The 22,397-nt window shown below is 64.9% G+C and carries 15 protein-coding genes, 1 tRNA gene and 1 riboswitch; of the genes, 5 read left to right on the top strand and 11 right to left on the bottom strand.

The window, feature by feature from the left end:
- Positions 1-89 precede the first annotated feature (89 nt).
- The 3 genes from BGP02_RS05885 to BGP02_RS05875 form a co-directional block, all read right to left on the bottom strand.
- Positions 90-165 (bottom strand) — tRNA-Thr (locus BGP02_RS05885).
- Positions 166-368: 203 nt separating this feature from the next.
- On the bottom strand, positions 369-1,391 hold the full coding sequence (locus tag BGP02_RS05880; protein WP_261938194.1) for a class 1 fructose-bisphosphatase: 1,023 nt from the start codon (positions 1,389-1,391) through the stop codon (positions 369-371).
- Positions 1,392-1,542: 151 nt separating this feature from the next.
- On the bottom strand, positions 1,543-2,826 hold the full coding sequence (locus tag BGP02_RS05875; protein ID WP_026131998.1) for an aspartate carbamoyltransferase: 1,284 nt from the start codon (positions 2,824-2,826) through the stop codon (positions 1,543-1,545).
- Positions 2,827-2,960: 134 nt separating this feature from the next.
- Between BGP02_RS05875 and BGP02_RS05870 the strand changes: the two genes are divergently transcribed.
- The 3 genes from BGP02_RS05870 to BGP02_RS05860 all read left to right on the top strand — a co-directional run bounded on the left by BGP02_RS05870 (position 2,961) and on the right by BGP02_RS05860 (position 6,463).
- Entirely contained in the window at positions 2,961-3,881 is a 921-nt protein-coding gene (locus tag BGP02_RS05870; protein WP_026131997.1) for a LysR substrate-binding domain-containing protein, read from the top strand.
- Between the two features lie 512 nt (positions 3,882-4,393).
- Complete coding sequence (locus BGP02_RS05865; protein WP_017234210.1) at positions 4,394-5,812, top strand: MFS transporter; 1,419 nt, start codon at positions 4,394-4,396, stop codon at positions 5,810-5,812.
- A 57-nt stretch (positions 5,813-5,869) separates the two neighbouring features.
- A complete protein-coding gene (locus BGP02_RS05860) occupies positions 5,870-6,463 on the top strand; it encodes a class I SAM-dependent methyltransferase (RefSeq protein WP_286798206.1) in 594 nt (197 codons plus the stop codon).
- Between the two features lie 34 nt (positions 6,464-6,497).
- On the opposite strand, the gene BGP02_RS05855 is transcribed toward BGP02_RS05860, so the two are convergent.
- On the bottom strand, positions 6,498-7,421 hold the full coding sequence (locus tag BGP02_RS05855) for a LysR family transcriptional regulator (protein WP_017234208.1): 924 nt from the start codon (positions 7,419-7,421) through the stop codon (positions 6,498-6,500).
- Between the two features lie 135 nt (positions 7,422-7,556).
- Here BGP02_RS05855 and metE point away from each other — a divergent pair, with 135 nt between their 5' ends.
- A complete protein-coding gene (metE, locus tag BGP02_RS05850) occupies positions 7,557-9,863 on the top strand; it encodes a 5-methyltetrahydropteroyltriglutamate--homocysteine S-methyltransferase (RefSeq protein ID WP_286798205.1) in 2,307 nt (768 codons plus the stop codon).
- 105 nt (positions 9,864-9,968) lie between these two features.
- Here metE and pepN read toward each other — a convergent pair whose 3' ends face one another.
- Positions 9,969-12,680 carry an aminopeptidase N gene (gene pepN / locus BGP02_RS05845; protein WP_268566631.1) on the bottom strand — a complete coding sequence of 904 codons (2,712 nt, stop codon included), beginning with the start codon at positions 12,678-12,680 and terminating at the stop codon, positions 9,969-9,971.
- 200 nt (positions 12,681-12,880) lie between these two features.
- Here pepN and BGP02_RS05840 point away from each other — a divergent pair, with 200 nt between their 5' ends.
- Positions 12,881-13,489, top strand: coding sequence for a DUF4136 domain-containing protein (locus BGP02_RS05840; RefSeq protein ID WP_017234205.1), 609 nt, complete (start codon positions 12,881-12,883; stop codon positions 13,487-13,489).
- 170 nt (positions 13,490-13,659) lie between these two features.
- Here BGP02_RS05840 and BGP02_RS05835 read toward each other — a convergent pair whose 3' ends face one another.
- From BGP02_RS05835 to xdhB, 6 genes are all read right to left on the bottom strand, one after another.
- A complete protein-coding gene (locus BGP02_RS05835) occupies positions 13,660-14,217 on the bottom strand; it encodes a TMEM165/GDT1 family protein (RefSeq protein ID WP_130027900.1) in 558 nt (185 codons plus the stop codon).
- A gap of 16 nt (positions 14,218-14,233) precedes the next feature.
- Positions 14,234-14,418, bottom strand: a riboswitch (yybP-ykoY riboswitch).
- A 361-nt stretch (positions 14,419-14,779) separates the two neighbouring features.
- Positions 14,780-16,117, bottom strand: a complete 1,338-nt coding sequence (gene guaD, locus BGP02_RS05830; protein ID WP_017234203.1) for a guanine deaminase — start codon at positions 16,115-16,117, stop codon at positions 14,780-14,782.
- Positions 16,118-16,136: 19 nt separating this feature from the next.
- Complete coding sequence (locus BGP02_RS05825; protein ID WP_254440943.1) at positions 16,137-17,561, bottom strand: NCS2 family permease; 1,425 nt, start codon at positions 17,559-17,561, stop codon at positions 16,137-16,139.
- Between the two features lie 276 nt (positions 17,562-17,837).
- Positions 17,838-18,878, bottom strand: coding sequence for an adenosine deaminase (locus BGP02_RS05820; RefSeq protein ID WP_286798204.1), 1,041 nt, complete (start codon positions 18,876-18,878; stop codon positions 17,838-17,840).
- An 86-nt stretch (positions 18,879-18,964) separates the two neighbouring features.
- The gene (gene xdhC / locus BGP02_RS05815) at positions 18,965-20,044 is read right to left on the bottom strand and encodes a xanthine dehydrogenase accessory protein XdhC (protein ID WP_286798203.1); all 1,080 of its coding nucleotides are present in this window, start codon (positions 20,042-20,044) and stop codon (positions 18,965-18,967) included.
- The gene (xdhB, locus tag BGP02_RS05810) at positions 20,044-22,392 is read right to left on the bottom strand and encodes a xanthine dehydrogenase molybdopterin binding subunit (protein ID WP_017234199.1); all 2,349 of its coding nucleotides are present in this window, start codon (positions 22,390-22,392) and stop codon (positions 20,044-20,046) included. Before xdhB ends, xdhC begins: the two co-directional genes overlap by 1 nt.
- Positions 22,393-22,397 lie beyond the last annotated feature (5 nt).

Raw genomic sequence — 22,397 nt, 5'->3', positions numbered from 1 at the left:
GCGTCCCAATTGCGAGAAAACAAAAAACCCGCAAAGCTAATGCTTATGCGGGTTTTGAGGACTTCGTCGTACCCAACGATTTAAGTCGCTGGTGCCGGAGAGAGGAATCGAACCCCCGACCTTCTCATTACGAATGAGCTGCTCTACCGACTGAGCTACTCCGGCGCTGCGAAGAAGTGAGATAATAGCAGACTTTGCCCGTTTGTCACTACCTTTTCCAAAGATTTTTTACTGTCTTTGCGTGAGTCACGCGTAAATCTTTGAAATCTCGGACATTCAGCGCTTTCGTCGTCGCGAAGCATTTTTCCCAATCACGGGCTCGCGTCATGCGGCCTTCGCAACGACGATCCATCCGCCTTGATTCCGCTTCATTCGCCCTGTTTCGCACCCGCTTCCAGGTGATAGCCCGTCACGCGCTCGACTTCATGCTTCGAGCCGAGGAACACCGCCACGCGCTCATGCAACTTTTGCGGTTGAATTTCCAGAATGCGCTGCACGCCGTTCGTCGCCGCGCCACCCGCCTGTTCGACCAGGAAGCTCATCGGGTTCGCTTCATACATGATGCGCAGCTTGCCGGGCTTGTCCGGATCGCGCTTGTCAGCCGGGTACATGAACACACCGCCGCGCGTGAGAATGCGATGCACGTCCGCCACCATCGAGGCGATCCAGCGCATGTTGAAGTCCTTGCCGCGCACGCCTTCCTTGCCTTGCAGCAGCTCGTTGATGTAACGCTGCACCGGCGCATGCCAATGACGCTCGTTCGACATGTTGATCGCGAACTCCTTGGTGTCCTCCGGAATGCGCATGCCTTCCTGCGTGAGCACCCACGACCCCATCTCGCGATCGAGCGTGAAGCAGTTCACGCCGTGACCCGTTGTCAGCACCAGTACCGTTTGCGGGCCATACACCGCGTAACCGGCCGCGACCTGTTGCGTGCCCGGTTGCAGGAAGTCCTTCTCGGTCGGATCCGTCACGCCGTCCGGACAACGCAGCACCGAGAAAATCGTGCCGATCGACACGTTCACGTCGATATTCGACGAGCCGTCGAGCGGATCGAACATCAACAGATACTCGCCCTGCGGATAACGGTTCGGAATATGGAAGACGTCTTCCATCTCTTCCGATGCCATCGCCGCCAGATGACCGCCCCATTCGTTCGCTTCGAGCATGATTTCGTTGGAGATCACGTCGAGCTTCTTCTGCACTTCACCCTGGACGTTTTCGCTGCCGGCGCTGCCCAGCACGCCGCCAAGCGCGCCCTTGGACACGGCATGGCTGATCGACTTGCACGCGCGCGCGACCACTTCGATCAGCAGGCGCAGCTCAGCAGGAATATTGTCGAACTCCCGCTGCTGTTCGATGAGATATTGGGTAAGGGTCTTGCGCCGCATGTGGGCCTCCGGAAAAGCAAAAAAGCGTACCGATTCGAGATGGACGCAATTTTACTCGTAAAGACACACTGCCCCCGCGAAAAATCCTTGGGGGCAGTGCAATTTCAGGTGTGTCTGAGGTCGGTTTCGGTGTTTTCCGAGCGACGACCGATCAGTCGAGGCCGTCGAACAGGGCGTCGTCCGGGCCGATGTGCGAAGGCGCGCGCCACGCGGCGTCGCGCATGCTGTGCTGCACCTGCTTGTCCACGCCGAGCAGGATCGCGAAGATCGCCATGCGCACCGGAATGCCGTTGTCGGTCTGACGGAAGATCGCCAGGCGCGGGTCGTGATTCAGGTCCGTCGACAGATCGTTGGCGCCGGGCCGGCTGTCACGCGGCAGCGGGTGCATGATGATCGTGCGGGCGTCGCAGTACTGATTGATCAGCGCTTCGTTGATCTGGAAGTCCGGCGTATAGCCCTCGATGGCCTCATCGGCGAAGCGTTCCTTCTGGATGCGCGTGGCGTACACCACATCCGCACCGTTCAGATCGGCGAGCGAGTGGCTCTGCACGATCACGTGACCATTTTGCGAGATCTGATCGAGGATGTACGTCGGCATTTCCAGCGACGGCGGCGAGATCAACGTAAACTTCAGGCCGCGGTACAGGGCGAGCAGCTTGATGAGTGAGTGCACCGTGCGGCCGTAGCGCAGGTCGCCGACCATCGCGACATGCGCGCCGTCGACCAGCTTGCCCAGACGCGAAAATTCCCGGCCGATCGTGTACAGGTCGAGAATCGCCTGGCTCGGGTGTTCGCCCGGGCCGTCGCCGCCGTTGATCACGGGAATGTTCGTGGCGCGCGCAAACTCGGCGACCGAACCCTTTTCCGGGTGACGTACGACGAGCGCGTCGACATATCCGCTCATCACGCGACTCGTGTCGTAAATCGACTCGCCCTTGGCCATCGACGAGAACGTGAAGCCGGTCGTGTCGCACACCGAGCCGCCCAGGCGACAAAAGGCTGCGCCAAAGCTTACGCGGGTACGCGTGCTGGCTTCAAAGAACAGATTGCCGAGCACCGCGCCTTCGAGCACGCGCGAAATCTTTTGCCGGCGTGCAATCGGTTGCATGATATCGGCAACGTGGAACAGGGCTTCGAGCGAATCGCGCGAGAACTGGTCGACCGAGATCAGATGCGGCTTGCCGTCGAGGCCCATGCGTTCACGCAGCGGTTTGTGTGCGCTTTGCGTAGATTCCGAGGACGGAGCTTCGCGACCGAGGATTTCACCGACGAATTTCTCCACGATGCTCGGCATCGTGCGATATTCGCTCGAGTCCTCCGGCAGCAGCCAGGTGTCGAGGGCGCGCCGGCGAACGCCGATGCGCTCGGCGAAGCTGTCGCGGGTCATGTTCAGGCGGCGCATCGCGTCGCGCAGGAAAGTCTGCTGTGCACTCATGGTCGGGTCGGCAGGGAGGTGTACGCGATGCGTATAATAGGCGTCGATTCGTTGTTTGTCCAGCAAAAGACGTGCCCCGCGCGGGGCCGCGCCAGCCGGGCGTTTCCGGCATTTCCGGCGTATGCCGTACGGGTATGGAAAACCTTCTCCGCAAGCTAGACCTTACATCGTTGCGCCTTTTCGTGGCCGTGTGCCAGGAGCGGAGCATGGCGCGTGCCGCCGAGCGCGAATTCATTGCGCCGTCGGCGATCAGCCGGCGCATTGCCGACATCGAGGCGATCGTCGGCCTCCCGCTCATCCAGCGTCATCAGCGCGGTATTACCGTCACGCCGGTGGGCGAGACGGTGCGCCGCTATGCCGAACACATTCTCGGCACCATCGAATCGCTGGGGGCGGAGTTGTCGCAGTTCCACGAAGGTGCGCGCGGCAGTGTGCGCATCGCGGCGAACCTGTCGGCCATCGTGCAGTTCCTGCCGGAAGATCTGGCCGCGTTCGGCCGAGTGTTTTCCGCCGTGGACGTCGAGCTCGACGAACAGCACAGCAACGAAGTGCTCCAGCGCGTGGCCGAGCGGGCCGTGGACGTCGGAATCTGCAACGCCGTCGAAGGCATCGAGGCGTTCACGATGGTGCCGTACCGCCGCGACCGCCTCGCCGTGATTCTGCCCGCTGGACATCCGCTGGCCGCGCGTGCGGGCGAGATCCCGTTCTCGGCCTGTGCCGGCGAGACGCTGGTGGGCCTTCAAGGCAACAGCGCACTCACGCAGTTGCTGCGCCAGCAGGCGAGCGCAGCAGGGGCGCCGTTGCGGATCAAGATTCGCGTGTCCAGTCTCGACGCGTTGTGCCGCATGGCGCATGCGGGCCTGGGCATTGCCATCGCACCCGAGCAGGTCGGTCAACTCTACGTGGGCAAGCTCGATGTGGTTGTGCGCCCGCTGACCGACGAGTGGGCGCATCGCCAGCTCTGGCTCGTGTTCCCCTCGCGCGAGCAGTTGAGTGCGACAGCATCCGCCGTGGTGAATTTCCTCGCACAAGGGCAGGCGGGATCCGGGCTGTAACGGGAACTCGCGACGCGCGAAGGCCTTTCATCGGCTCGTCGGCGGCACGCCGGCGGCCCGAGGCGCCGCCGCAACGGGTCACGCCGACGCACCGAACCGGCGATCCGCCGCGCGCGCCTCACTTCGCAAACGGTCACGCCGGCCTTGCCAAGACGGCACGGCAGGGCGCAAACCGCGCCGCTATGCTGTCTTCGGGAGCACGGTCCGGCTGCGACGTTCGTTTCGGTGGCTGCATTCGGTTCCTGTCCGACGTTCCGGTCATCGTGCGCGGTGCGCGGACTTGATGAATATCGCCATTTTTCGTAGTACGTGGCAAAGCTGACAGGTGCGGTGTCATTCGTGGCACAATTTCGCCCCCTTGCCTGTCGATTCATGGTGTATCCGATGCGCCGGTCACGGCTCGTCAGGCGATTGCCTGCCAGCCGGTCGGCCGGGACGCGTCGGACAATGATCTGTTCGGCCATGACCGAGCGGGCCCGGAGACGATTTCCATGCTATCCCCCGACGCTTCAATGCCTTCCATGCCTCGCGCCGCTCAAGCCCCCGCTGCGGCAACTCGCCTGAGCGCCGGCGAGATCTCCGCCCGCCTCGACCGTTTGCCCCCGACGCGCACCGTCTGGAAACTGGTGGTGTTGCTCAGCCTGGGCTTCTTCTTCGAACTCTACGACCTACTGTACACGGGCTATGTGGCGCCCGGGCTGGTGAAAAGCGGCATCCTGACGCCCACGACATCGGGGTTGTTCGGGATGACGGGCGTGGCGAGCTTCATCGCGGCGCTGTTCACCGGTCTGTTCATCGGCACCATCGCCTGCGGCTTTCTCGCGGATCGGTACGGCCGTCGCGCCGTCTTCACGGGCTCGCTGCTCTGGTACACGGTGGCCAACGTCATCATGGCGTTTCAGGACACCGCCACGGGCCTTAACTTCTGGCGCTTCGTGGTGGGGCTTGGCATCGGCGTGGAGCTGGTGACGATCGGCACCTATATTGCCGAACTCGTACCCAAGCAGATTCGCGGTCGGGCGTTCGCGTGCGAACAGGCGGTCGGCTTCACCGCCGTGCCGGTCGTTGCGCTGCTCGCCTACTGGCTCGTGCCGCGCGAGTTCCTCGGCCTGGAGGGCTGGCGCTGGGTGGTGCTCATCGGCGCCCATGGTGCGGTGTTCGTCTGGTGGATTCGCCGCGCGCTGCCGGAGAGCCCGCGCTGGCTAGCGCAGAAGGGGCGCCTCGACGAGGCGGACCGCGTCTTGTCAGAACTCGAAGCGAAGGTCGCCCGCGAATACGGCAAACCGCTGCCGCCCCCGGGCGAGCCGGAGCGGGTCGTGCCGAAGGGCGCGTTTCGCGACATGTGGGTGCCGCCGTATCGCAAGCGCGCGATCATGATGATTCTGTTCAACATCTTCCAGACGGTCGGCTTCTACGGCTTCGCCAACTGGGTGCCGACGCTGCTCATCAAGCAGGGGATTACCGTGACGACGAGTCTGGCATACGCCAGCGTGATCGCGCTGGCCGCCCCCGTGGGTCCGCTGATCGGGCTGTGGATGGCAGACAAGGTCGAGCGCAAGCACGCCATCGTGTGGACGGCCGGCATCGGTATCGTGTGTGGGATCGCGTTCTCGCAGGTGACGTCGTCGTTTCTGCTCGTGGCAATGGGGATCGGCCTGACGCTCGCGAACAACATCATGTCTTACAGCTATCACGCGTATCAGACCGAACTGTTCCCCACGGGGATCCGGGCGCGCGCCGTCGGCTTCGTCTATTCGTGGAGCCGCTTCTCTGCGATCTTCACGGCGTTCCTGATCGCCGCCGCGCTGCGCCATTTCGGGGTGACCGGGGTGTTCGTGTTCATCTCCTGCGCGATGCTGATCGTCATGCTCGCCATTGGCCTGATGGGCCCGCGCACGCGTGACATCGCGCTGGAGAAAATCTCGCAGTAAGGCATAGTGCCACGCGCTGACGCGGTCATTCCCCGCTGGCTTCCGGAGTCGCCGATCATGACGGATCTGCAAACAGAAGCGGCCTACGAGGCCAACGCCGTTCGTTACAACGAGGACTGGTGCAACCAGCCGCCGCCGGACGACATGTACGCACTGCTGGTGCGCCATTTCGTCCCCGGTGGACGCACGATCGATGTGGGCTGCGGCAACGGACGCGATGCCGCCTGGCTCGCGCAGCAAGCGTTCGACGTGGTCGGCTACGACAGTTCGCCCGCGCTCGTCGAACTGGCGCGTCAATCGTTTCCGTCGGTGACGTTTCACCTCGGGCACCTCCCGGGACTGGAGGGCGTGACGGCGCAGTTCGATAACGTGGTGTGCGAGACGGTGCTGATGCATCTGCCCGCGAATGATGTGCCGCAGGCGGCCGCCCGGCTCTGGGCGCTCGTGCGTCCGGGGGGCGTGCTTTACGTTTCATGGCGTGTCACCGAGGGTGACGATCTTCGCCATGCGGACGGACGGCTCTATAGCGCCTTCTCGCCCGACGTGGTGCGCGCTGCCCTTCACGGCGGCGTTGTCTTGCACGAGGAAGACGTCACCAGCGCGAGTTCCGGTAAGCGAGTGTGCCGTCTGGTCGTACGTCGCCCGGCATGACACCGCGGATGGCTATCGGCCGCGCGACGCCGCGTCAGAGCAATTCGATTTCCGGAAGCGTGAGCAGGCTCGTCTCGCGCATGAGCGAGACGAATTCGCCGATATAGGGACGCGCGGTGATCGCTGGCAACGTTGCGGCCCAGAGTTCCGCGGTGAGCCCTTGTGGTGTGATCGGGCGCGCGCTCACATAGCGGCGCTCGAGATAGCCCGACACGGCCCACAGCGGCAGGGCAGCCAGCCCGCGCCGGCTGGCGACCAGTTGCAGAATCGCCACCGTCAACTCGGTGGTACGGCGCGTCGGTTCGATCCCTGCGGGACGCAGCACCTGACGCACGATATCGAGCATGTCGTCGGGCACGGGATAGGTGATGAGCGTTTCGTCACGGAAGTCCGCGGCGTCGAGATACGGTTTGCCGGCGAGCGGATGGTCGTTCGCCATGAGCGCCATCATCTGGAAGCGGAACAGCGGGTGGAAATCGACCGCCTCGCCTTCTTCACGTTCGGAAATGATCGCCAGATCGGCGCGGTCCTGATGCAACAGCCCGATGGGGTCGGCATGAAAGCCCGACACGATATCGAGTTCGACTTCCGGCCAGCGTTGCCGGAAGGCATCCATCGCGGGCATCAGCCAATCGAAACACGTGTGGCACTCGACCGCGATGCGCAGCGTGCCCTGGGTGCCCTGCGCAAGCCGCGTGAGGTCGCGACCCGCTTCGTCGACGGCCGGTACGACTTCTTCCGCCAACGCCAGCAGCCGCTTGCCCGCGGGGGTGAACACCAGCGGCGACGACTTGCGCACGAACAGCGGCAAGCCATAGAAATCCTCCAATGCCTTGATCTGATGCGAGAGCGCCGACTGCGTCAGGTGCAGCCACAGCGCCGCACGCGAAACGCTGCCCGTATCGCGCAGCGCGAGCAACGTCTGCAGATGGCGAAGTTCGATGGGAGTGCGTTGCATGAATAAAATTAATAATAAATGGCAAAAACTTTCGTTTGAATAATACACGGATGGCCGGGATACTGCCAGCCTGGGCGGGCATTGCCCGCAGACGACGACTTCGCAACATCGCACGCTTCCCGGAAGGACACCCCCATGGCTCAGGCCCACGTACTCGGATTGCCGCGCATCGGCGCACACCGTGAACTCAAATTCGCCGTCGAGGCGTTCTGGCGCGGCGAGATGAGCGCCACCGCGTTGCAAGAGATCGGACGGCAGATTCGCGCGGCCAACCGGCGCGCGCAGCGCGAGGCGGGGCTCGACTGGATCACCGTCGGCGACTTCCATTGGTACGACCACGTGCTCTCGACGCTGGCGCTCGTCGGCGGGCTGCCGGCGCGCTTTGGCTGGGCGCCCGCAGCGCTCAGCCTCGACGACTACTTCGTCGCTGCGCGGGGCGATGCTGGCCAAAGCGCGATGGAAATGACCAAGTGGTTCGATACGAATTACCACTATCTCGTGCCGGAATACTCGCCGCAGACGCGTTTCGGCGAGGGCACCGAGTGGCTGTTCGACGACGTGGCGGAAGCGCTGGCCGAGGGCGGAAGCGTCAAGCCGGTGTTGCTCGGCCCGCTTTCGCTGCTGTACCTGGGCAAAGAGAAGAACGGCCTGGCCGACCGTCTCTCGTTGCTGCCCGACCTGCTCACGCAATATGAGCGGGTGCTGGCGCGCCTGAAGACGCAAGGCGTGACGTGGGTGCAGATCGACGAGCCGATTCTGGCGCTCGACCTGCCCGAGCCGTGGCGCGACGCCTTCACGCCTGTGTATCACCGTCTCGCGCCCGTCGCCCCATCACTGCTGCTCGCCACGTACTTTGGCGATGTCAGCGAGCACGCGGCGCTGCTGGCGGCGTTGCCCGTGGCCGGGGTGCATCTCGACGGCGTGCGTGCACCGAAGCAACTCGACACATTCGCCGCGCAGTGGCCGCATCAGAAGGTGCTGTCTGTGGGAGTGGTCGATAGTCGAAACGTCTGGCGCTGCGATCTGGCGAAGGCGAGGGCGTTGCTCGTGCCGTTGGCGGATGCGCTCGGGGACCGGCTGTGGGTGGCGTCGAGCGGCTCGCTGATGCACTGCCCGGTCGACCTGGCGAGCGAAGGGCGTCTGGACAAGGAAGTGCGCACTTGGCTCGCCTTTGCCGTGCAGAAGCTTGCTGAAGTGGCGTTGCTGCGCCGCTCGCTGGACGCTGCGGCGTTCGCGAGCGCCGACGTAAGCGCCGCCTTCGTCGCCGATGCCACCGCGCAGGCCGCGCGCCGAACGTCGCCGCGCATTCACAACAGCGTGGTGCAAAAGCGTCTGGCGGCGCTCACCGACGCGCACGCGCGCCGTGCGTCCGACTACCCAGCGCGTGCCAGCGCGCAGCGCGCGTGGCTCAAGCTGCCCGTACTGCCGACGACGACCATCGGATCGTTCCCGCAGACGCCGGCGATTCGTCGGGCGCGAGCCGACTTCAAGCGACGCGCGCTGTCGCATCTCGATTACCTGGAGACGATGCGTGCGCAGATTCGTCTGGCCGTCGAGAAGCAGGAAGCGTATGGACTCGACGTGCTCGTGCATGGCGAGGCCGAACGCAACGACATGGTCGAGTACTTCGGCGATCTGCTGTGGGGCTTCGTGATCACCGAGCAAGGCTGGGTGCAGAGCTACGGTTCGCGCTGCGTGAAGCCGCCGGTGATCTACGGCGACGTGTACCTGCCCGAGCCGATGACCGTCACATGGAGCGCTTATGCGCAGCAACTGACGGACAAGCCGGTCAAGGGCATGCTGACCGGCCCGGTGACGATGCTGCAATGGTCGTTCGTGCGCGACGATCAGCCGCGCGAACTCACGGCGTTGCAGATTGCGCTGGCGCTGCGCGAGGAAGTGGCTGCGCTGGAGAAGGCGGGCGTGCGGGTGATTCAGATCGACGAACCTGCGCTGCGTGAGGGGCTGCCGTTGCGCGAGGGCGATTGGCCATCGTACCTCGATTGGGCGGTGCACGCGTTCCGTGTGTGCTCGTCGGGGGTGGCCGACGACACGCAGATCCATACGCATATGTGCTATTCGGAGTTCCACGACATTCTGCCGTCGATTGCGGCGCTCGATGCCGACGTGATCTCCATCGAGACCACGCGCTCCGACATGGAACTGCTTGGCGCCTTCGAGGCCTTCGCGTATCCGAACGAGATCGGCCCGGGCGTGTACGACATTCACTCGCCGCGCGTGCCGTCGCAGGCGGAGATGGAGCATCTGATCGAGGCGGCGCTCACACGCATTCCGGCCGAGCGTCTGTGGGTCAACCCGGATTGCGGGTTGAAGACGCGCGACTGGGCGCAGGTCGATCGCGCGTTGACGAATATGGTTGCCGCCGCGAATGCCGTGCGCAAGCGTCTGTCGGCGGGGCAGCGGCAGGTGTTGGCTGCCTGACGTTGCGGTCGTCTCCGGCGTGGGGCATTCAAGACAAAACGCCGCTGATGCACGGGCGCATCGGCGGCGTTTCTTGCGTTGCGGGGCCGGTCAGCCCAGGTCAGCTCAGGCGAGCGATTTTTCGACGATCTCGCGCACATCCTTCGACAGTGCCGCGTGCTGCGAGACTTGCTGCAACGCCTCACGCATGCGCTCGCGCAGGGCGGGCGTGTATTTGCGCCAGCGGTCGAGCACGCGAGCCAGCCGGGCGGCCACCTGCGGGTTCAGCGCGTCGAGCGCGAGGACCTGTTCGGCCCAGAATCGATAACCGGAACCGTCGGCCGCATGGAACTGCGCGGGATTGCCGCTGCAGAAGCTGAAAATCAGCGAGCGCGCGCGGTTGGGGTTCTTCAGCGTAAAAGCCGGATGCCCCATGAGGGCGCGCACCCCGTCGATCACGCAATGGCCGCCGTCGCCGCGTTGCATGGCTTGCAGCGCGAACCACTTGTCGATGGCGAGCGGCTCGTGCTCGAAGCGCTGATAGAAGTCTGCCAGTACCTCGGCGGCATGGAGCGACCCATGTGCCGCGTCGCTCTCGCGCGCGGCGCCGCCGCGTTGTACGAGCGCGGTGAGCGCGGCGAAACGGTCGGTCATGTTGTCGGCCGAGTCGTATTGGGTGCGCGCGGTCTGCGCGATACCCGCATCCGAGAGTTCCATCAGGTACGACAGCGCGAGGTTCTTCAGCGCGCGCTCGCCCGCCGAGGCGGCGTCCGGGCGGTAGGCGCCCGGCACGCGATGGTTGTGATACGCGGCGAGCCACTCGGTATGCAGCGATGCGGCCAGACGCTGACGCAGATACTGACGTGCCGCGTGAATGGCCGCCGGGTCGATTTCCGTCATCTGCTCGCCGAGATACGACTCGGCCGGCAGCGTGAGCGCTTGCGCGCGGAAGGCGGGGTCGAGCGTCTCGTCGCGCAGCACCTGGCGGAAGGCTTCGAGCACATAGCTGTCGACGCTCGGCAACTGGCCCATCTGAATCGATTCGACGAGCGCCAGCAACTGACGCGTGGCCAGCCGCTGTCCCGCCTCCCAGCGGTTGAACGGATCGCTGTCGTGCGCCATCAGGAACGCGAGTTCGTCGATGGTGTACTCGTGCTCGACGATCACCGGCGCCGAGAAGCCGCGCAGCAGCGACGGCATCGGGTTGTGCGGCACGTCGACGAACGTGAAGCTCTGGCGCTCCTGCGTGAAGTCGAGCACCTGCGTGGTGGCGGCCGGCGCATCGCCGGGCTCACCGGCCAGACGCAGTGCCATGTCGCGACCGTCGCGATCGAGCAGGCCGACGGCGAACGGGATATGGAACGGCTGCTTGACGAGCTGGCTGTCCTGCAGCTCCACACCGACCTTCGGGCAGCGCTGCGTCAGCGTGAGGGTATAGGTGCGCGCGGCCTCGTCATAGGCGGCTTCGACGCTTACGCGCGGGGTGCCGGCCTGGCTGTACCAGCGGCCAAACTGCGTGAGATCGCGCTGATTGGCATCGGCCATAGCGGCGCGGAACTCGTCGCACGTGACCGCCTGCCCGTCGTGACGCTCGAAGTACAGGTCCATGCCCCGGCGGAAGCCCTCGCGCCCGAGCAGCGTCTGATACATGCGCACGACTTCGGCGCCCTTTTCGTAGACGGTGACCGTGTAGAAGTTGTTGATTTCGACGTAGCTCTCGGGACGCACCGGGTGCGCCATCGGACCGGCGTCTTCCGGGAACTGGGCCTGACGCAGCACGCGCACGTCGTCGATACGCTTGACGGCGCGGCCCGACTCGGAGCCCATCATGTCGGCCGAGAATTCCTGATCGCGGAACACGGTCAGGCCTTCCTTCAGGCTCAACTGGAACCAGTCGCGGCAGGTCACGCGATTGCCGGTCCAGTTGTGGAAGTACTCGTGGCCCACCACGGCTTCGATGTTGCCGAAGTCGTCGTCGGTGGCGGTGGCGGCATCGGCCAGCACATACTTCGTATTGAAGATGTTCAGGCCCTTGTTCTCCATCGCGCCCATGTTGAAGTCGCTCACGGCCACGATCATGAAGCGGTCGAGATCGAGCACGCGGCCGAAGCGCTGCTCGTCCCACCGGATCGAGTTGACCAGCGAATCCATCGCATGTTCGGTCTTCTCCAGATCCTGCGGCTGTACCCAGACCTGGAGCAGCTTCTCGCGGCCGTCGCCGGCGACGAGGTGCTCCTCACGGCACACCAGTTGACCGGCGACCAGCGCGAACAGGTAGCTGGGCTTCTTGAACGGGTCGTCCCAGACGGCGAAATGACGGCCATCGGGCAGGTCGCCCTGGTCGATGAGGTTGCCGTTGGCCAGCAGCACAGGATACGCTTCGCGATCGGCGCGCAGCGTCACGGTGTACGTTGCCATCACATCCGGGCGGTCGAGGAAGTACGTGATCTTGCGAAAGCCCTCGGCTTCGCATTGCGTGAAGAAGTTGCCGCCCGAGACATACAGCCCCATGAGCGACGTGTTCTCCTGGGGGCGACAGCGCGTGACGAGCATGAGGTCGAAGGCCTCGGGGGGCGCGTCGACCGTGAGCGTTTCCTCGCCGGTGCGGTAGCCGGGCCAGGGCTTGCCGTCGAGTTCGAGGCTCACCAGTTGCAGGCCTTGCCCCACCAGTTCGAGCGCGCCGCCCGGACCCGCCGGGTTGCGGTGGACCCGCATGCGGCTGGTGACGGTGGTGACGTCGGGGGCGAGGTCGAAGTCGAGTTGGACGGTGTCGATCAGATACGCCGGGGGCGTATAGTCGGAGCGTTGGATGACACCTGCGAGGTCGGTTCTGAGCATGGACGGTGTTTTGCGGACGGCCAAGGATTTGCAAATTGTAACGGAGTGGCGGCGCCTTGGCGTTCAGGCGAGCGATTTGCTGAATTTTGCTTCGGCGCCGCCGTCAAAGGTTTCGGATGTGCGCGCTGCGCCGTCCTATGTTTAAATCGGCGCGACGGGTGCACGGCGGTGCGCCCGGCCGCTTACTGGAGCAGGCGATCATGGGGAAACGATGGGCCTTGGCGACGTTGGCCGTCGTCAGTGTTTTGCTGGCGGGGTGCGCCAGCACGGTCACGAGCCAGGTGACCGCGTTCGGCGATGCACCGGGCTTCGACGGCCCGCGAACTTACGCGCTCGTGCGCACGCCCGAACAGCAGAACAATCAGGAGCACGCGACTTACGAGCAGTGGCTGCGAACGCGTCTGGCCGGAGACGGCTTCAGCGAGCGAAGCCCGTCGAGCGCGCACTATCTGGTTGGGATGAGCTACGGCATCACCCAACAGATAATGCGTGTGGCTGAGCCCGTCTACGATCCGATGTTTGCGCCCGCCCCGTGGGGGCCTTGGGGGCGTCCGTGGGGCGGTTACGGCTACCCGTTCGGCGCGCCGCCCGCGTACGTCCAGAGGGATTATTCGTATGGGCTGGCGGGTTTGCAGTTGCGCTTCACGGACCGTGCGAGCGGCAAGGAGGTCTACCGAGTGCAGGCCAATACCAGTGACGCAGGCACGTCGCTGGCCTCGGCCATGCCGTACCTGATCGACGCCGCGCTCAGGCAGTTGCCGTTGCCGAGCGGGCGCACGATTAATGTCGAGCAGAAGGTCGGGCGTTAGGCGGGCGTCAGGCCGGCCGAGGGCGGGAAGGGGGTAGGTTGCCAGGGGAGAGACCCGGCAGACGTTGGGCGGTCATCCAGAGGTCACGCCGACGAACGGCATGCGACAGACTTACGCCAAGGCGAGGCGACGTGTCTTCGAGACGCGCGACTCGCCTTGGCGTTTGCGGTTTACTGCATCAACGTGATGATGCCGAGCACTGCGAAGATCACGGCGGCCACGGCGTGTACGGTCTTGGTCGGCAGACGACCGGCGAATTTGTGGCCCACGAGCACGGCCGGCACGTTGGCCAGCATCATGCCGAGCGTGGTGCCGGCCACCACGCCGAAGAAGTCCTGGTAGCGCGCGGCGAGCATTACCGTGGCGATCTGCGTCTTGTCGCCCATCTCGGCGATGAAGAACGTGAAGACGGTCGTCACGAACACGCCGAATTTGCGGCGCGTGGTGGTCTCTTCGTCATCGAGCTTGTCGGGGATGAGAATCCAGATCGCCATGCCGAGGAACGACGCGACGACGGCCCACTTCATGATGGCAGGACTGATGGCCGTGGACAGCCATTCGCCGACGGCGCCGGCAAAGCCATGATTGACGAGGGTGGCGACGAGAATGCCAAGAATGATCGGCACGGGCTTCTTGAAGCGCGCGGCGAGCACGAGGGACAGCAGTTGGGTTTTATCGCCGATTTCAGCGAGCGCGACCACACCGGTCGAGACCAGGAAGGGGGACATCGTATTTTTTATCTCCGCCGGGCCGTGAGTACGCGAGCCAATGACCATGCGTCCCGGCCCGGATGGCGGAAGCATCGTCATCGGTCTCGCCAGGCCCGAGGGCTGCGCACGCCATAGCCGGTATCGGCCAAGTCTGTTGACGTACGCCCCTGCAGATGACAATCGTCTCTGACAGGGCGGCTACTCCCCAATGAATCGGAGCGGATTATAGCATTTGCCACGTGACATGGGCATGACGGGGAGGGTTGGCCGCTGGATGGGCACTTGATAAGCACTTGACGGGCGTATGCCGGGAAAGGAAAAAAGGGCAGCCGATCGGCTGCCCAAGGAGATCCCCGGCCGCATGCCCCTTGCGCGCGACCGGTGACCGCGAGGGAATGCGCGTCGTGCCAAGGCGACGGCGCGCGTTCTCTCGCGTAAGTCGTGACGCTCCGTGATGTCTCACAGCGTCTTGCAACGTCTCGCAGCGTCCCAAACGTCCCAAACGTCCCAAACGTCCCAAACGTCCCGAATGTCGTGAACAAGCTGAACGACCCGAACGCCCGTGCGGACGCCAGGCGCGTCAGTGCGTCAGTGCGTCCGTGCGGCGATGCACCGGCTGGCCGGCGGCGTAGGTTGTGGCGATGGCACGATCGTCGCCAAGCATGGCGAATGCGAACAGCAGCTCTTCGAGCGATTCGGCCAGTGCCGTGCGACGGGCGAGCAGCGGGGTGGCCTTCGGGTCGAGCACCACGAAGTCGGCCTCTGCGCCCACGGCCAGCGTGCCGATGGTGCCGTGCAGATCCAGCGCGTGCGCGGCGCCTTCGGTGGCCAGGTAGAACATGCGTTCGGCCGAGAGGTGATAGCCCGACAATCGCGCCACCTTGTGGGCCTCGTTCATCGTCTGCAGCATCGAGAAGGTCGAGCCGCCGCCCACGTCGGTCGCGAGCGTCACTGGCATGCGGCTCGCTTCCGCTGCCGCGAAGTCGAACAGACCACTGCCGAGGAACTGATTCGACGTCGGGCAATGCGCGGCGACAGTGCCCGTTTCGAACATGCGGCGACGATCATGCTCGTCGAGCCAGATGCAATGGCCGTACACGGCGCGCTTGCGCAGCAGCTTGTAGTGGTCGTACACGTCGAGGTAGCTGCGATGCCCGGGAAACAGCGAGCGCACCCATTCGACCTCGTCGGTGTTTTCGGCCACGTGGCTCTGGATGAATACGTCTGGATACTGCGTGGCGAGTTCGCCGCAAACGCCCAACTGGGCTTCGGTCGATGTCGGCGCGAAGCGCGGCGTGAGCGCGTAGAGCTGGCGTCCCTGGTTGTGCCAGCGCTGAATCAGCGCCTCGCTGTCGCGCGCGCCGCTCTCGGCCGTGTCGCGCAGGAATTCGGGGCAGTTGCGATCCATCATCACCTTGCCGGCGATCATGCGCAGATTGCGCGCGTCGCTGGCCGTGAAGAACGCATCGACCGAGCCGGGGTGCACCGTGCAGTACACGAGCGCGCTCGTGGTGCCGACACGCAGAAGTTCATCCAGGAAGAACTGGGCGACGTCGGCCGCGTAAGCCGGATTCTCGAAACGGCGTTCGGTCGGGAACGTGTACTTCTCGAGCCACGGCAGCAGCCCCGGCGCGGGCGACGCGATCATGTCCGTCTGCGGATAGTGGATGTGCGTGTCGATGAAGCCGGGCGTGACGACCTTGTCGCGCAGATCGTCGATCGGCGTGCCGTCGGGCAGCGTAGGGGCCACCTTCGCGTAGTCGCCCACGGCGGTGATGCGCCCATTCTCGAAGGCGACGAGGCCGTCGGTATGGTGCACGGTGCCTGGCGAGCCGTCGAGGTAGGCGCGCGACGGATCGTGCGTGAAGTAGACCAGTTGCGCGCGCACAGCGCGCAGGGCTTGGTGTGTCGTGGACATGTACAGGGTCCTTGCGTCGTTACATTTGCGTGAGCAGCAGCACTGCCAGCGCGGCGACGATCCACATCGCCGGCTTGATCTCCTTCACGCGTCCCGTGAACAGCTTGAGTACGACGAACGCGAGGAAGCTATAGGCAATACCGTCGGTGATCGAGTACGAAATCGGAATCATCACGACTGCGATGAAGCTCGGAATCGCTTCGTCCATGCGGTGCCATTCGATGCGCGCCACGGACTCCATCATAAACACCCCGACCAGGATCAGCGCCGGCGCCGTCGCGATGGCGGGCACCAGCGAGAGCATCGGGGAAACGAACAGGAACGGCAGAAACAGCAGGGCGCATACGACGGCGGTCAGCCCGGTGCGTCCGCCCTGGGCAATGCCGGCGGCCGATTCGATGTAGGCGTTGGCCGGGCTCGTGCCGAGCGGGCCGGAGATCAGCACCGAGAACGAATCGACGATCATGGCCTGACGCATATTGCGCGGATTGCCATCGCGATCCTTCATGTTGCCGGCCTCGGCAATGCTCATGAAGGTCGAGAGCGTATCAAAGAACGCGGTGAAGAGCATCACGAAGATGAACGGCAGGTACGCGACCTTGAGCGCACCCAGCAGATCGAGCTGGCCGATGCCCGAGAAATCGGGCGCGGCGAAGAAACCGTGGAAGTTCACTAACGTGGCCGTGGCGATTTCCTTGGGGAAATACGCGCTGCCGTCGCCCCACAGACGTCCGACCGGAATGGCCATGAGCGTGGTCGCGATGATGCCGATCATCAGCGCACCGTTCACGCGGCGCGCGACGAGCACGGTCGTGAGCGCCAGCCCGATCAGGAACGTGACGGTCGGCGGCGACAAGTGGGCCAGCCGCACGACGGTGACCGGGTCACCCACCACGAGCCGGGCGTTGACGAGGCCGATCACGGTGATGAACAGGCCGATGCCGCACGAGATCGCATAGCGCAGGTTCGCCGGAATCGCCTCGACCACGAAGCGTCGCACATTGAGCGCGGCGAGCAGCGCGAAGAGGATGCCCGACCAGAACACGCAGCCGAGTGCGGTCTGCCACGGCATGCCGACGCCGTGCACCATCGTGAACGCGAACAGCGCGTTCAGCCCCATGCCCGGCGCGACCAGCACCGGATTGCGCGCGTAGAGCCCCATCGCGCAACTGCCGAAGAAGCTGATGAGCACCGTAGCGGTCAGGGCCGCCGGGAACGCCATGCCGGTCTTCGACAGAATGGCCGGGTTGACGACGATGATGTACATCGCGGCAAGGAACGTCGTGATACCCGCGATCACTTCCGTACGGAACGTCGATCCGAGTGCGGTGATGCCGAAATATCGGTCGAGGGGCGAGACAGGTTGCGCGCCCGCCACGCGCGTGCTGTCGTGGGCCGCTTCGGGCGCGGCACTGCCCGCAGGAGGGCTGAGCGATGAGTCCATGGGGTGTTGTCTCCGATGTTCTAAGGTGTCGTGCTCGCATGACGCCGCGGGTGTGGGGGCACCGCGTGACGCCTATCTGGGCACGCTCGAAAAATAGCATCGGGCCCCGGCGAAAATATTCCCCTTGCGGCATGTTCCACATCATCGCGAGATGATGTGGCGATGCATCGGGGCGCGGTGTGCGTTGCGCGGGCATAAAAAACGCCCGAAGGGCCTTCGGGCGTTGTGAGATTCGATGCGGTTCGGGGTGGCCGATCGACAAGGCTCGGCTAACGCTTACCCCGCCTGTGCGGCGCGAAAACGCACCAATTCGTCCACCAGACGCCGTTTTTCGCTGTTGTCGATAAACGAGGCTTCGAAACTATTCCTTGCCAACGTGTAAGCGTCGTCGAGCGTCATGTCCAGCGCGTCGAACGTGGCGAGGAAGTTCTCATTCAGGTAGCCGCCGAAGTAAGCCGGGTCATCCGAGTTGATCGTGACGGCCAGTCCGCGCTTGAGCAACGCGTGCAGCGTGTGCTGACCCATATGGTCGAACACCTTGAGGCGGATGTTCGACAGCGGGCACACTGTCAGCGCGATCCTTTCCCGGGCCAGGCGCTCGAGCAGCGCCTCGTCTTCAATGGCGCGAACACCGTGGTCCACACGCTCAACGTGCAGCACGTCCAGCGCCTCGTGAATGTACGCGGGCGGCCCTTCTTCCCCGGCATGCGCCACGAGGTGCAGCCCCAACTCGCGGCATCGCGCGAACACGCGTGCGAATTTGGCGGGCGGGTGGCCTTGCTCGGACGAATCGAGGCCTACGCCGACGAGCCGGTGCCCGTGGCTGTTGAAATACGGCAGCGCCGTTTCCAGCGTTTGCAGGGCGTCCGCTTCGGGCAGATGACGCAGGAAGCAGAGGATCAGGCGGCTTGTGATGCCGTGCTGCGTCTCGGCTTCGGCCAGTGCGCGTTCGATGCCGTGGATCACCGTCGCCATCGATACGCCGCGCGCGGTGTGCGTCTGCGGATCGAAAAAGATTTCCGTATGGCGGATATTGTCGGCGGCCGCGCGCGCAAGGTAGGCGCGGGTCATGTCGTAGAAATCGTCTTCGGTGAGCAAGACGCTCGCGCCCGCGTAGTAGATGTCCAGGAACGACTGGAGATCGGTGAAGGCGTAGGCGTCGCGCAGGGCCTCTACGCTCGGGTAGGGCAGCGTGACGTGGTTGCGCTCGGCGAGCCGGAAGATCAGTTCGGGCTCCAGCGTGCCCTCGATATGCACGTGCAGCTCCGCCTTGGGCATGGCGCAAAGGGTCTTGGCGAGTTCGGGCGTGAGTGGCATGACTAGGTCTTGATGAGGGGGATGGGCGGGATTTTACCGTCGCCCGCGAAAGTCGGTCACCCGGTGTCCCGGGCGCCAGGGGGCCTTCAAACGTGGACACCGGTGTCCTGCGACGCGGCCGGTCCGCTGTGTTGCATCTGTTGCTCGCGCACGCGCAGCAGTTGCGCGGCGACCGCGATCGCGATCGTCGCCGGCGCCTTGCCCGTGATGCCCGCCACGCCGATCGGGCAGATCATCTGCGCGAAACGCTCCGGCGGCACCCCGCGATCGCGCAGGCGATGCTCGAACTGACGACGTTTGGTCATCGAGCCGATCAAGCCGAAGTAGGCGAAGTCGTCGCGCTTGAAAATGGCCTCGCACAGGCGCTGATCCAGCGCATGGTTGTGCGTCATGACCAGGAAATACGCGCCCGGTGGCGCTTCGTCAACGACGGCTTCGGGGGTGTCGGTCGACTCGACGATGGTGTTCGGCGGCACCGTTTCCGGGAAGGTCTCGGTCCGCTCGTCGGCCCAGGTGACGCGGCACGGCAGCGTGGCCAGCACCTGCACGATGGCCTGTCCGACGTGACCGGCACCGAACAGCACGATGTGGAAATCGCTGGGCGCCAGCCGCTCGCTCAGCCAGAGCCAGCCATCGCTGGCTTGCCAGAACGAGCAGGCGGCGTCGTCGGCGTCGCGGGTCAGCGTGTGCGGATGCGCGAGCGGTTCGCTCGGATCGAGTGCCGTGAGCAAGACGGCGCCGCCTTGCTGCTGGCTGGCCGCCGCATCGGCCCCGGGTGCGCCGAACGCCACGCTGCGCAAGCTGGCCTCGCCGGCTGCGAGCCGTTTGTGCAGGGCACTTACCCAGGCCAGATCGGTTAGCGTGAGCACCTCGAAGGCGAGGGTGACGGCGCCGCCGCAGCACTGTCCGAGGCTCGGGCCGAGCGCGAAACGCTCGACGTGCCGCGCGCCTTGCTGTCCGTACTGGCGCAGCAACTGGCGCGCGACGTCCATCGCCCGCCATTCGAGATGGCCGCCGCCGATGGTCTCCCACGCGTGCTCGCGTGTCACAAGCAGGTGCGTGCCCGCTTCGCGCGGCGCGGAGCCTTCCACGCGCGCGATCGTCACCAGTACCGCGGCCTCGCCGCGGACCAGCAGCCTGTGAGCGGCCTCGACCCAGCGATGCATCAGGCGGCGCTCCGCGTGCGCAGCTCGGTGATCGCCGTGAGCAGCGCCTCGGACGTTGCCGGCGCATTGAGCACCGGCTCGTCCCGATAGTCGTTCACGCTCGCCACGGCGTCGCGCAACGCGTTGAACACCGAGAACGGCAGCAGCAGCGGCGGCTCGCCCACGGCCTTGGAGCGGTGGATGGAGTCCGACACGTTCGTGTTCTCGAACAGCGCCACGCGGAAATCCGTTGGGCAATCGCTGATGCCGGGGATCTTGTACGTGGACGGCGCGTGCGTCATGAGCTTGCCCTCCTGATTCCACCACAGTTCTTCGGTCGTCAGCCAGCCCATGCCTTGAATGAACGCCCCTTCCACCTGCCCGATGTCCAGCGCGGGGTTGATCGATTTGCCGGCGTCGTGAAGCACGTCGGCGCGTAGCAGACGCCATTCGCCGGTGAGCGTGTCGAGCACCACTTCGGAGACGGCCGCGCCGTAGGCGAAGTAGAAGAACGGGTTGCCGTTCATGGTCGCGGCGTCCCAAGACAGGCCCGGCGTGGCATAGAAGCCGTCGGACCACAATTGCACGCGGGCCCAATAAGCCGCTTCCACCAGATCGGGGAAGGGGATGTCGTGGCCGTTTGCACTCACCACATCGTTGGCGAACTGCACGTCGTCGGGCGCACCGCCGTACTTCTGCGCGGCAAACGCGGCCAGACGTTGGCGGATCTGCCATGCGGCGTTCTGCGCGGCCTTGCCGTTCAGGTCGGCGCCCGTCGAAGCTGCGGTGGCCGACGTGTTCGCCACCTTGCTGGTGTCGGTCGCCGTCACGCGTACATGCGAGAGATCGACGCCCAATTCGTGCGCCACGACCTGCGCAACCTTCGTGTTCAGGCCCTGGCCCATCTCGGTGCCGCCGTGATTGACCAGCATCGAACCGTCACGATAGATGTGCACCAGCGCGCCCGCCTGATTGAAGGCCTGCACGTTGAACGAAATGCCGAACTTGAGTGGGGTGAGCGCGAGGCCCTTGCGCAACACGGGACTCGTGCGATTGAACGCGCGCACGGCGTCGCGACGTGCGCGATACTCGCTCGTCTGCTCCAGTTGCGCGACGAGTTCGTGAATGATGTTGTCCTTGACGACCTGTCCGTACGGCGTGACGTTGCGCTCGGTCTTGCCGTAGAAGTTCACGCGGCGCACGTCGAGCGCGTCTTTGCCCAGGCGCCGTGCAATGGCGTCCTGTACGACTTCCATGATGAGCGCGCCCTGCGGGCCGCCGAAACCGCGAAACGCCGTGTTCGATTGCGTGTTCGTCTTGCCGCACAACGCGCGCAGGTCGGCGTCGGGCACGAAATAGGCGTTGTCGAAGTGGCAGATGGCGCGTGTGGCGACCGGTCCCGACAGGTCGGCCGAGAAACCGGCACGCAGTGTCATGTCGACCTTCGCGCCCGTGATACGGCCGTCGTCGTCGAAGCCGACGTCGTATTCGAAGTAAAAGCCGTGGCGCTTGCCGGTCATCATGAAATCGTCGTCGCGATCCAGACGCAGCTTGACCGGGCGTTTCAGACGCGTGGCGCACAACGCGGCGACACAGGCAAACAGCCCCGATTGCGATTCCTTGCCGCCGAAGCCGCCCCCCATGCGACGGCATTCGACCTGCACCTGATGGCTGTGCCAGCCCAGCGCGTGCGAGACGAGCGCCTGCATCTCGGTCGGGTGCTGCGTCGAGCAGTAGACGTGAATGCCGTCGTTTTCCTTCGGGATCGCGTACGAAATTTGCCCTTCGAGATAGAACTGCTCCTGCCCGTTGCACTCGAATGTGCCGCTCAGACGGTGCGGCGCGGCTTGCAGCGCGGCGTCGGCGTCGCCACGGCGCAGTTGATAGGGCGGCAGCACGCTGGCCCCCGCGGCCTTGGCGGCCTGTGGCGTGAGAATGGCGGGCAGGTCTTCGTATTCGCCCTTGGCCAGACGCGCCGCGCGGCGGGCCGCGTCATGCGATTCGGCCACCACGGCGAACATCGGCTGCCCGATGTACTGGACGAGGCCGTCCGCGAGAATCGGGTCGTCGTGAATGACCGGACCGCAATCGTTCACACCGGGGATGTCGGCGGCAGTGTAGACCGCGACCACGCCCGGCGCCCGACGCACGGCGTCGAGATCGAGCGAGAGCACGCGTGCGTGCGCCTTGGGCGACGCCCCGAGCGCGCAGTGCAGCGTGCCTTGCAGTTCGGGGATGTCGTCGGTGTAGGTGGCTTCGCCGGCCACGTGGAGTTCGGCCGACTCGTGGGGCCGCGAGCGGCCCACCTGTGCGCTGGCGCCTGCCGCGGCACCGGTCTGCGTCATGAAGCCTTCGACTTGCGTGTTCATGGGCA

Origin of the sequence: Pandoraea sp. 64-18, from assembly GCF_001899225.1 — a bacterium.
Lineage (GTDB): Bacteria > Pseudomonadota > Gammaproteobacteria > Burkholderiales > Burkholderiaceae > Pandoraea > Pandoraea cepalis.
The sequence above is the reverse complement of the archived record's forward strand: the minus strand, read 5'-3'. Positions and strand labels throughout refer to the sequence as shown.

Coding starts and splice junctions, on each gene's coding strand:
- BGP02_RS05860 (WP_286798206.1), top strand. CDS start 5,870: ATGACGGATCTGCAAACAGAAGCGGCCTACGAGGCCAACGCCGTTCGT.
- xdhB (WP_017234199.1), bottom strand. CDS start 22,392: ATGAACACGCAAGTCGAAGGCTTCATGACGCAGACCGGTGCCGCGGCA.
- xdhC (WP_286798203.1), bottom strand. CDS start 20,044: ATGCATCGCTGGGTCGAGGCCGCTCACAGGCTGCTGGTCCGCGGCGAG.
- BGP02_RS05820 (WP_286798204.1), bottom strand. CDS start 18,878: ATGCCACTCACGCCCGAACTCGCCAAGACCCTTTGCGCCATGCCCAAG.
- metE (WP_286798205.1), top strand. CDS start 7,557: ATGGCTCAGGCCCACGTACTCGGATTGCCGCGCATCGGCGCACACCGT.
- BGP02_RS05825 (WP_254440943.1), bottom strand. CDS start 17,561: ATGGACTCATCGCTCAGCCCTCCTGCGGGCAGTGCCGCGCCCGAAGCG.
- BGP02_RS05840 (WP_017234205.1), top strand. CDS start 12,881: ATGGGGAAACGATGGGCCTTGGCGACGTTGGCCGTCGTCAGTGTTTTG.
- BGP02_RS05855 (WP_017234208.1), bottom strand. CDS start 7,421: ATGCAACGCACTCCCATCGAACTTCGCCATCTGCAGACGTTGCTCGCG.
- BGP02_RS05875 (WP_026131998.1), bottom strand. CDS start 2,826: ATGAGTGCACAGCAGACTTTCCTGCGCGACGCGATGCGCCGCCTGAAC.
- BGP02_RS05870 (WP_026131997.1), top strand. CDS start 2,961: ATGGAAAACCTTCTCCGCAAGCTAGACCTTACATCGTTGCGCCTTTTC.
- BGP02_RS05880 (WP_261938194.1), bottom strand. CDS start 1,391: ATGCGGCGCAAGACCCTTACCCAATATCTCATCGAACAGCAGCGGGAG.
- guaD (WP_017234203.1), bottom strand. CDS start 16,117: ATGTCCACGACACACCAAGCCCTGCGCGCTGTGCGCGCGCAACTGGTC.
- BGP02_RS05865 (WP_017234210.1), top strand. CDS start 4,394: ATGCCTTCCATGCCTCGCGCCGCTCAAGCCCCCGCTGCGGCAACTCGC.
- pepN (WP_268566631.1), bottom strand. CDS start 12,680: ATGCTCAGAACCGACCTCGCAGGTGTCATCCAACGCTCCGACTATACG.
- BGP02_RS05835 (WP_130027900.1), bottom strand. CDS start 14,217: ATGTCCCCCTTCCTGGTCTCGACCGGTGTGGTCGCGCTCGCTGAAATC.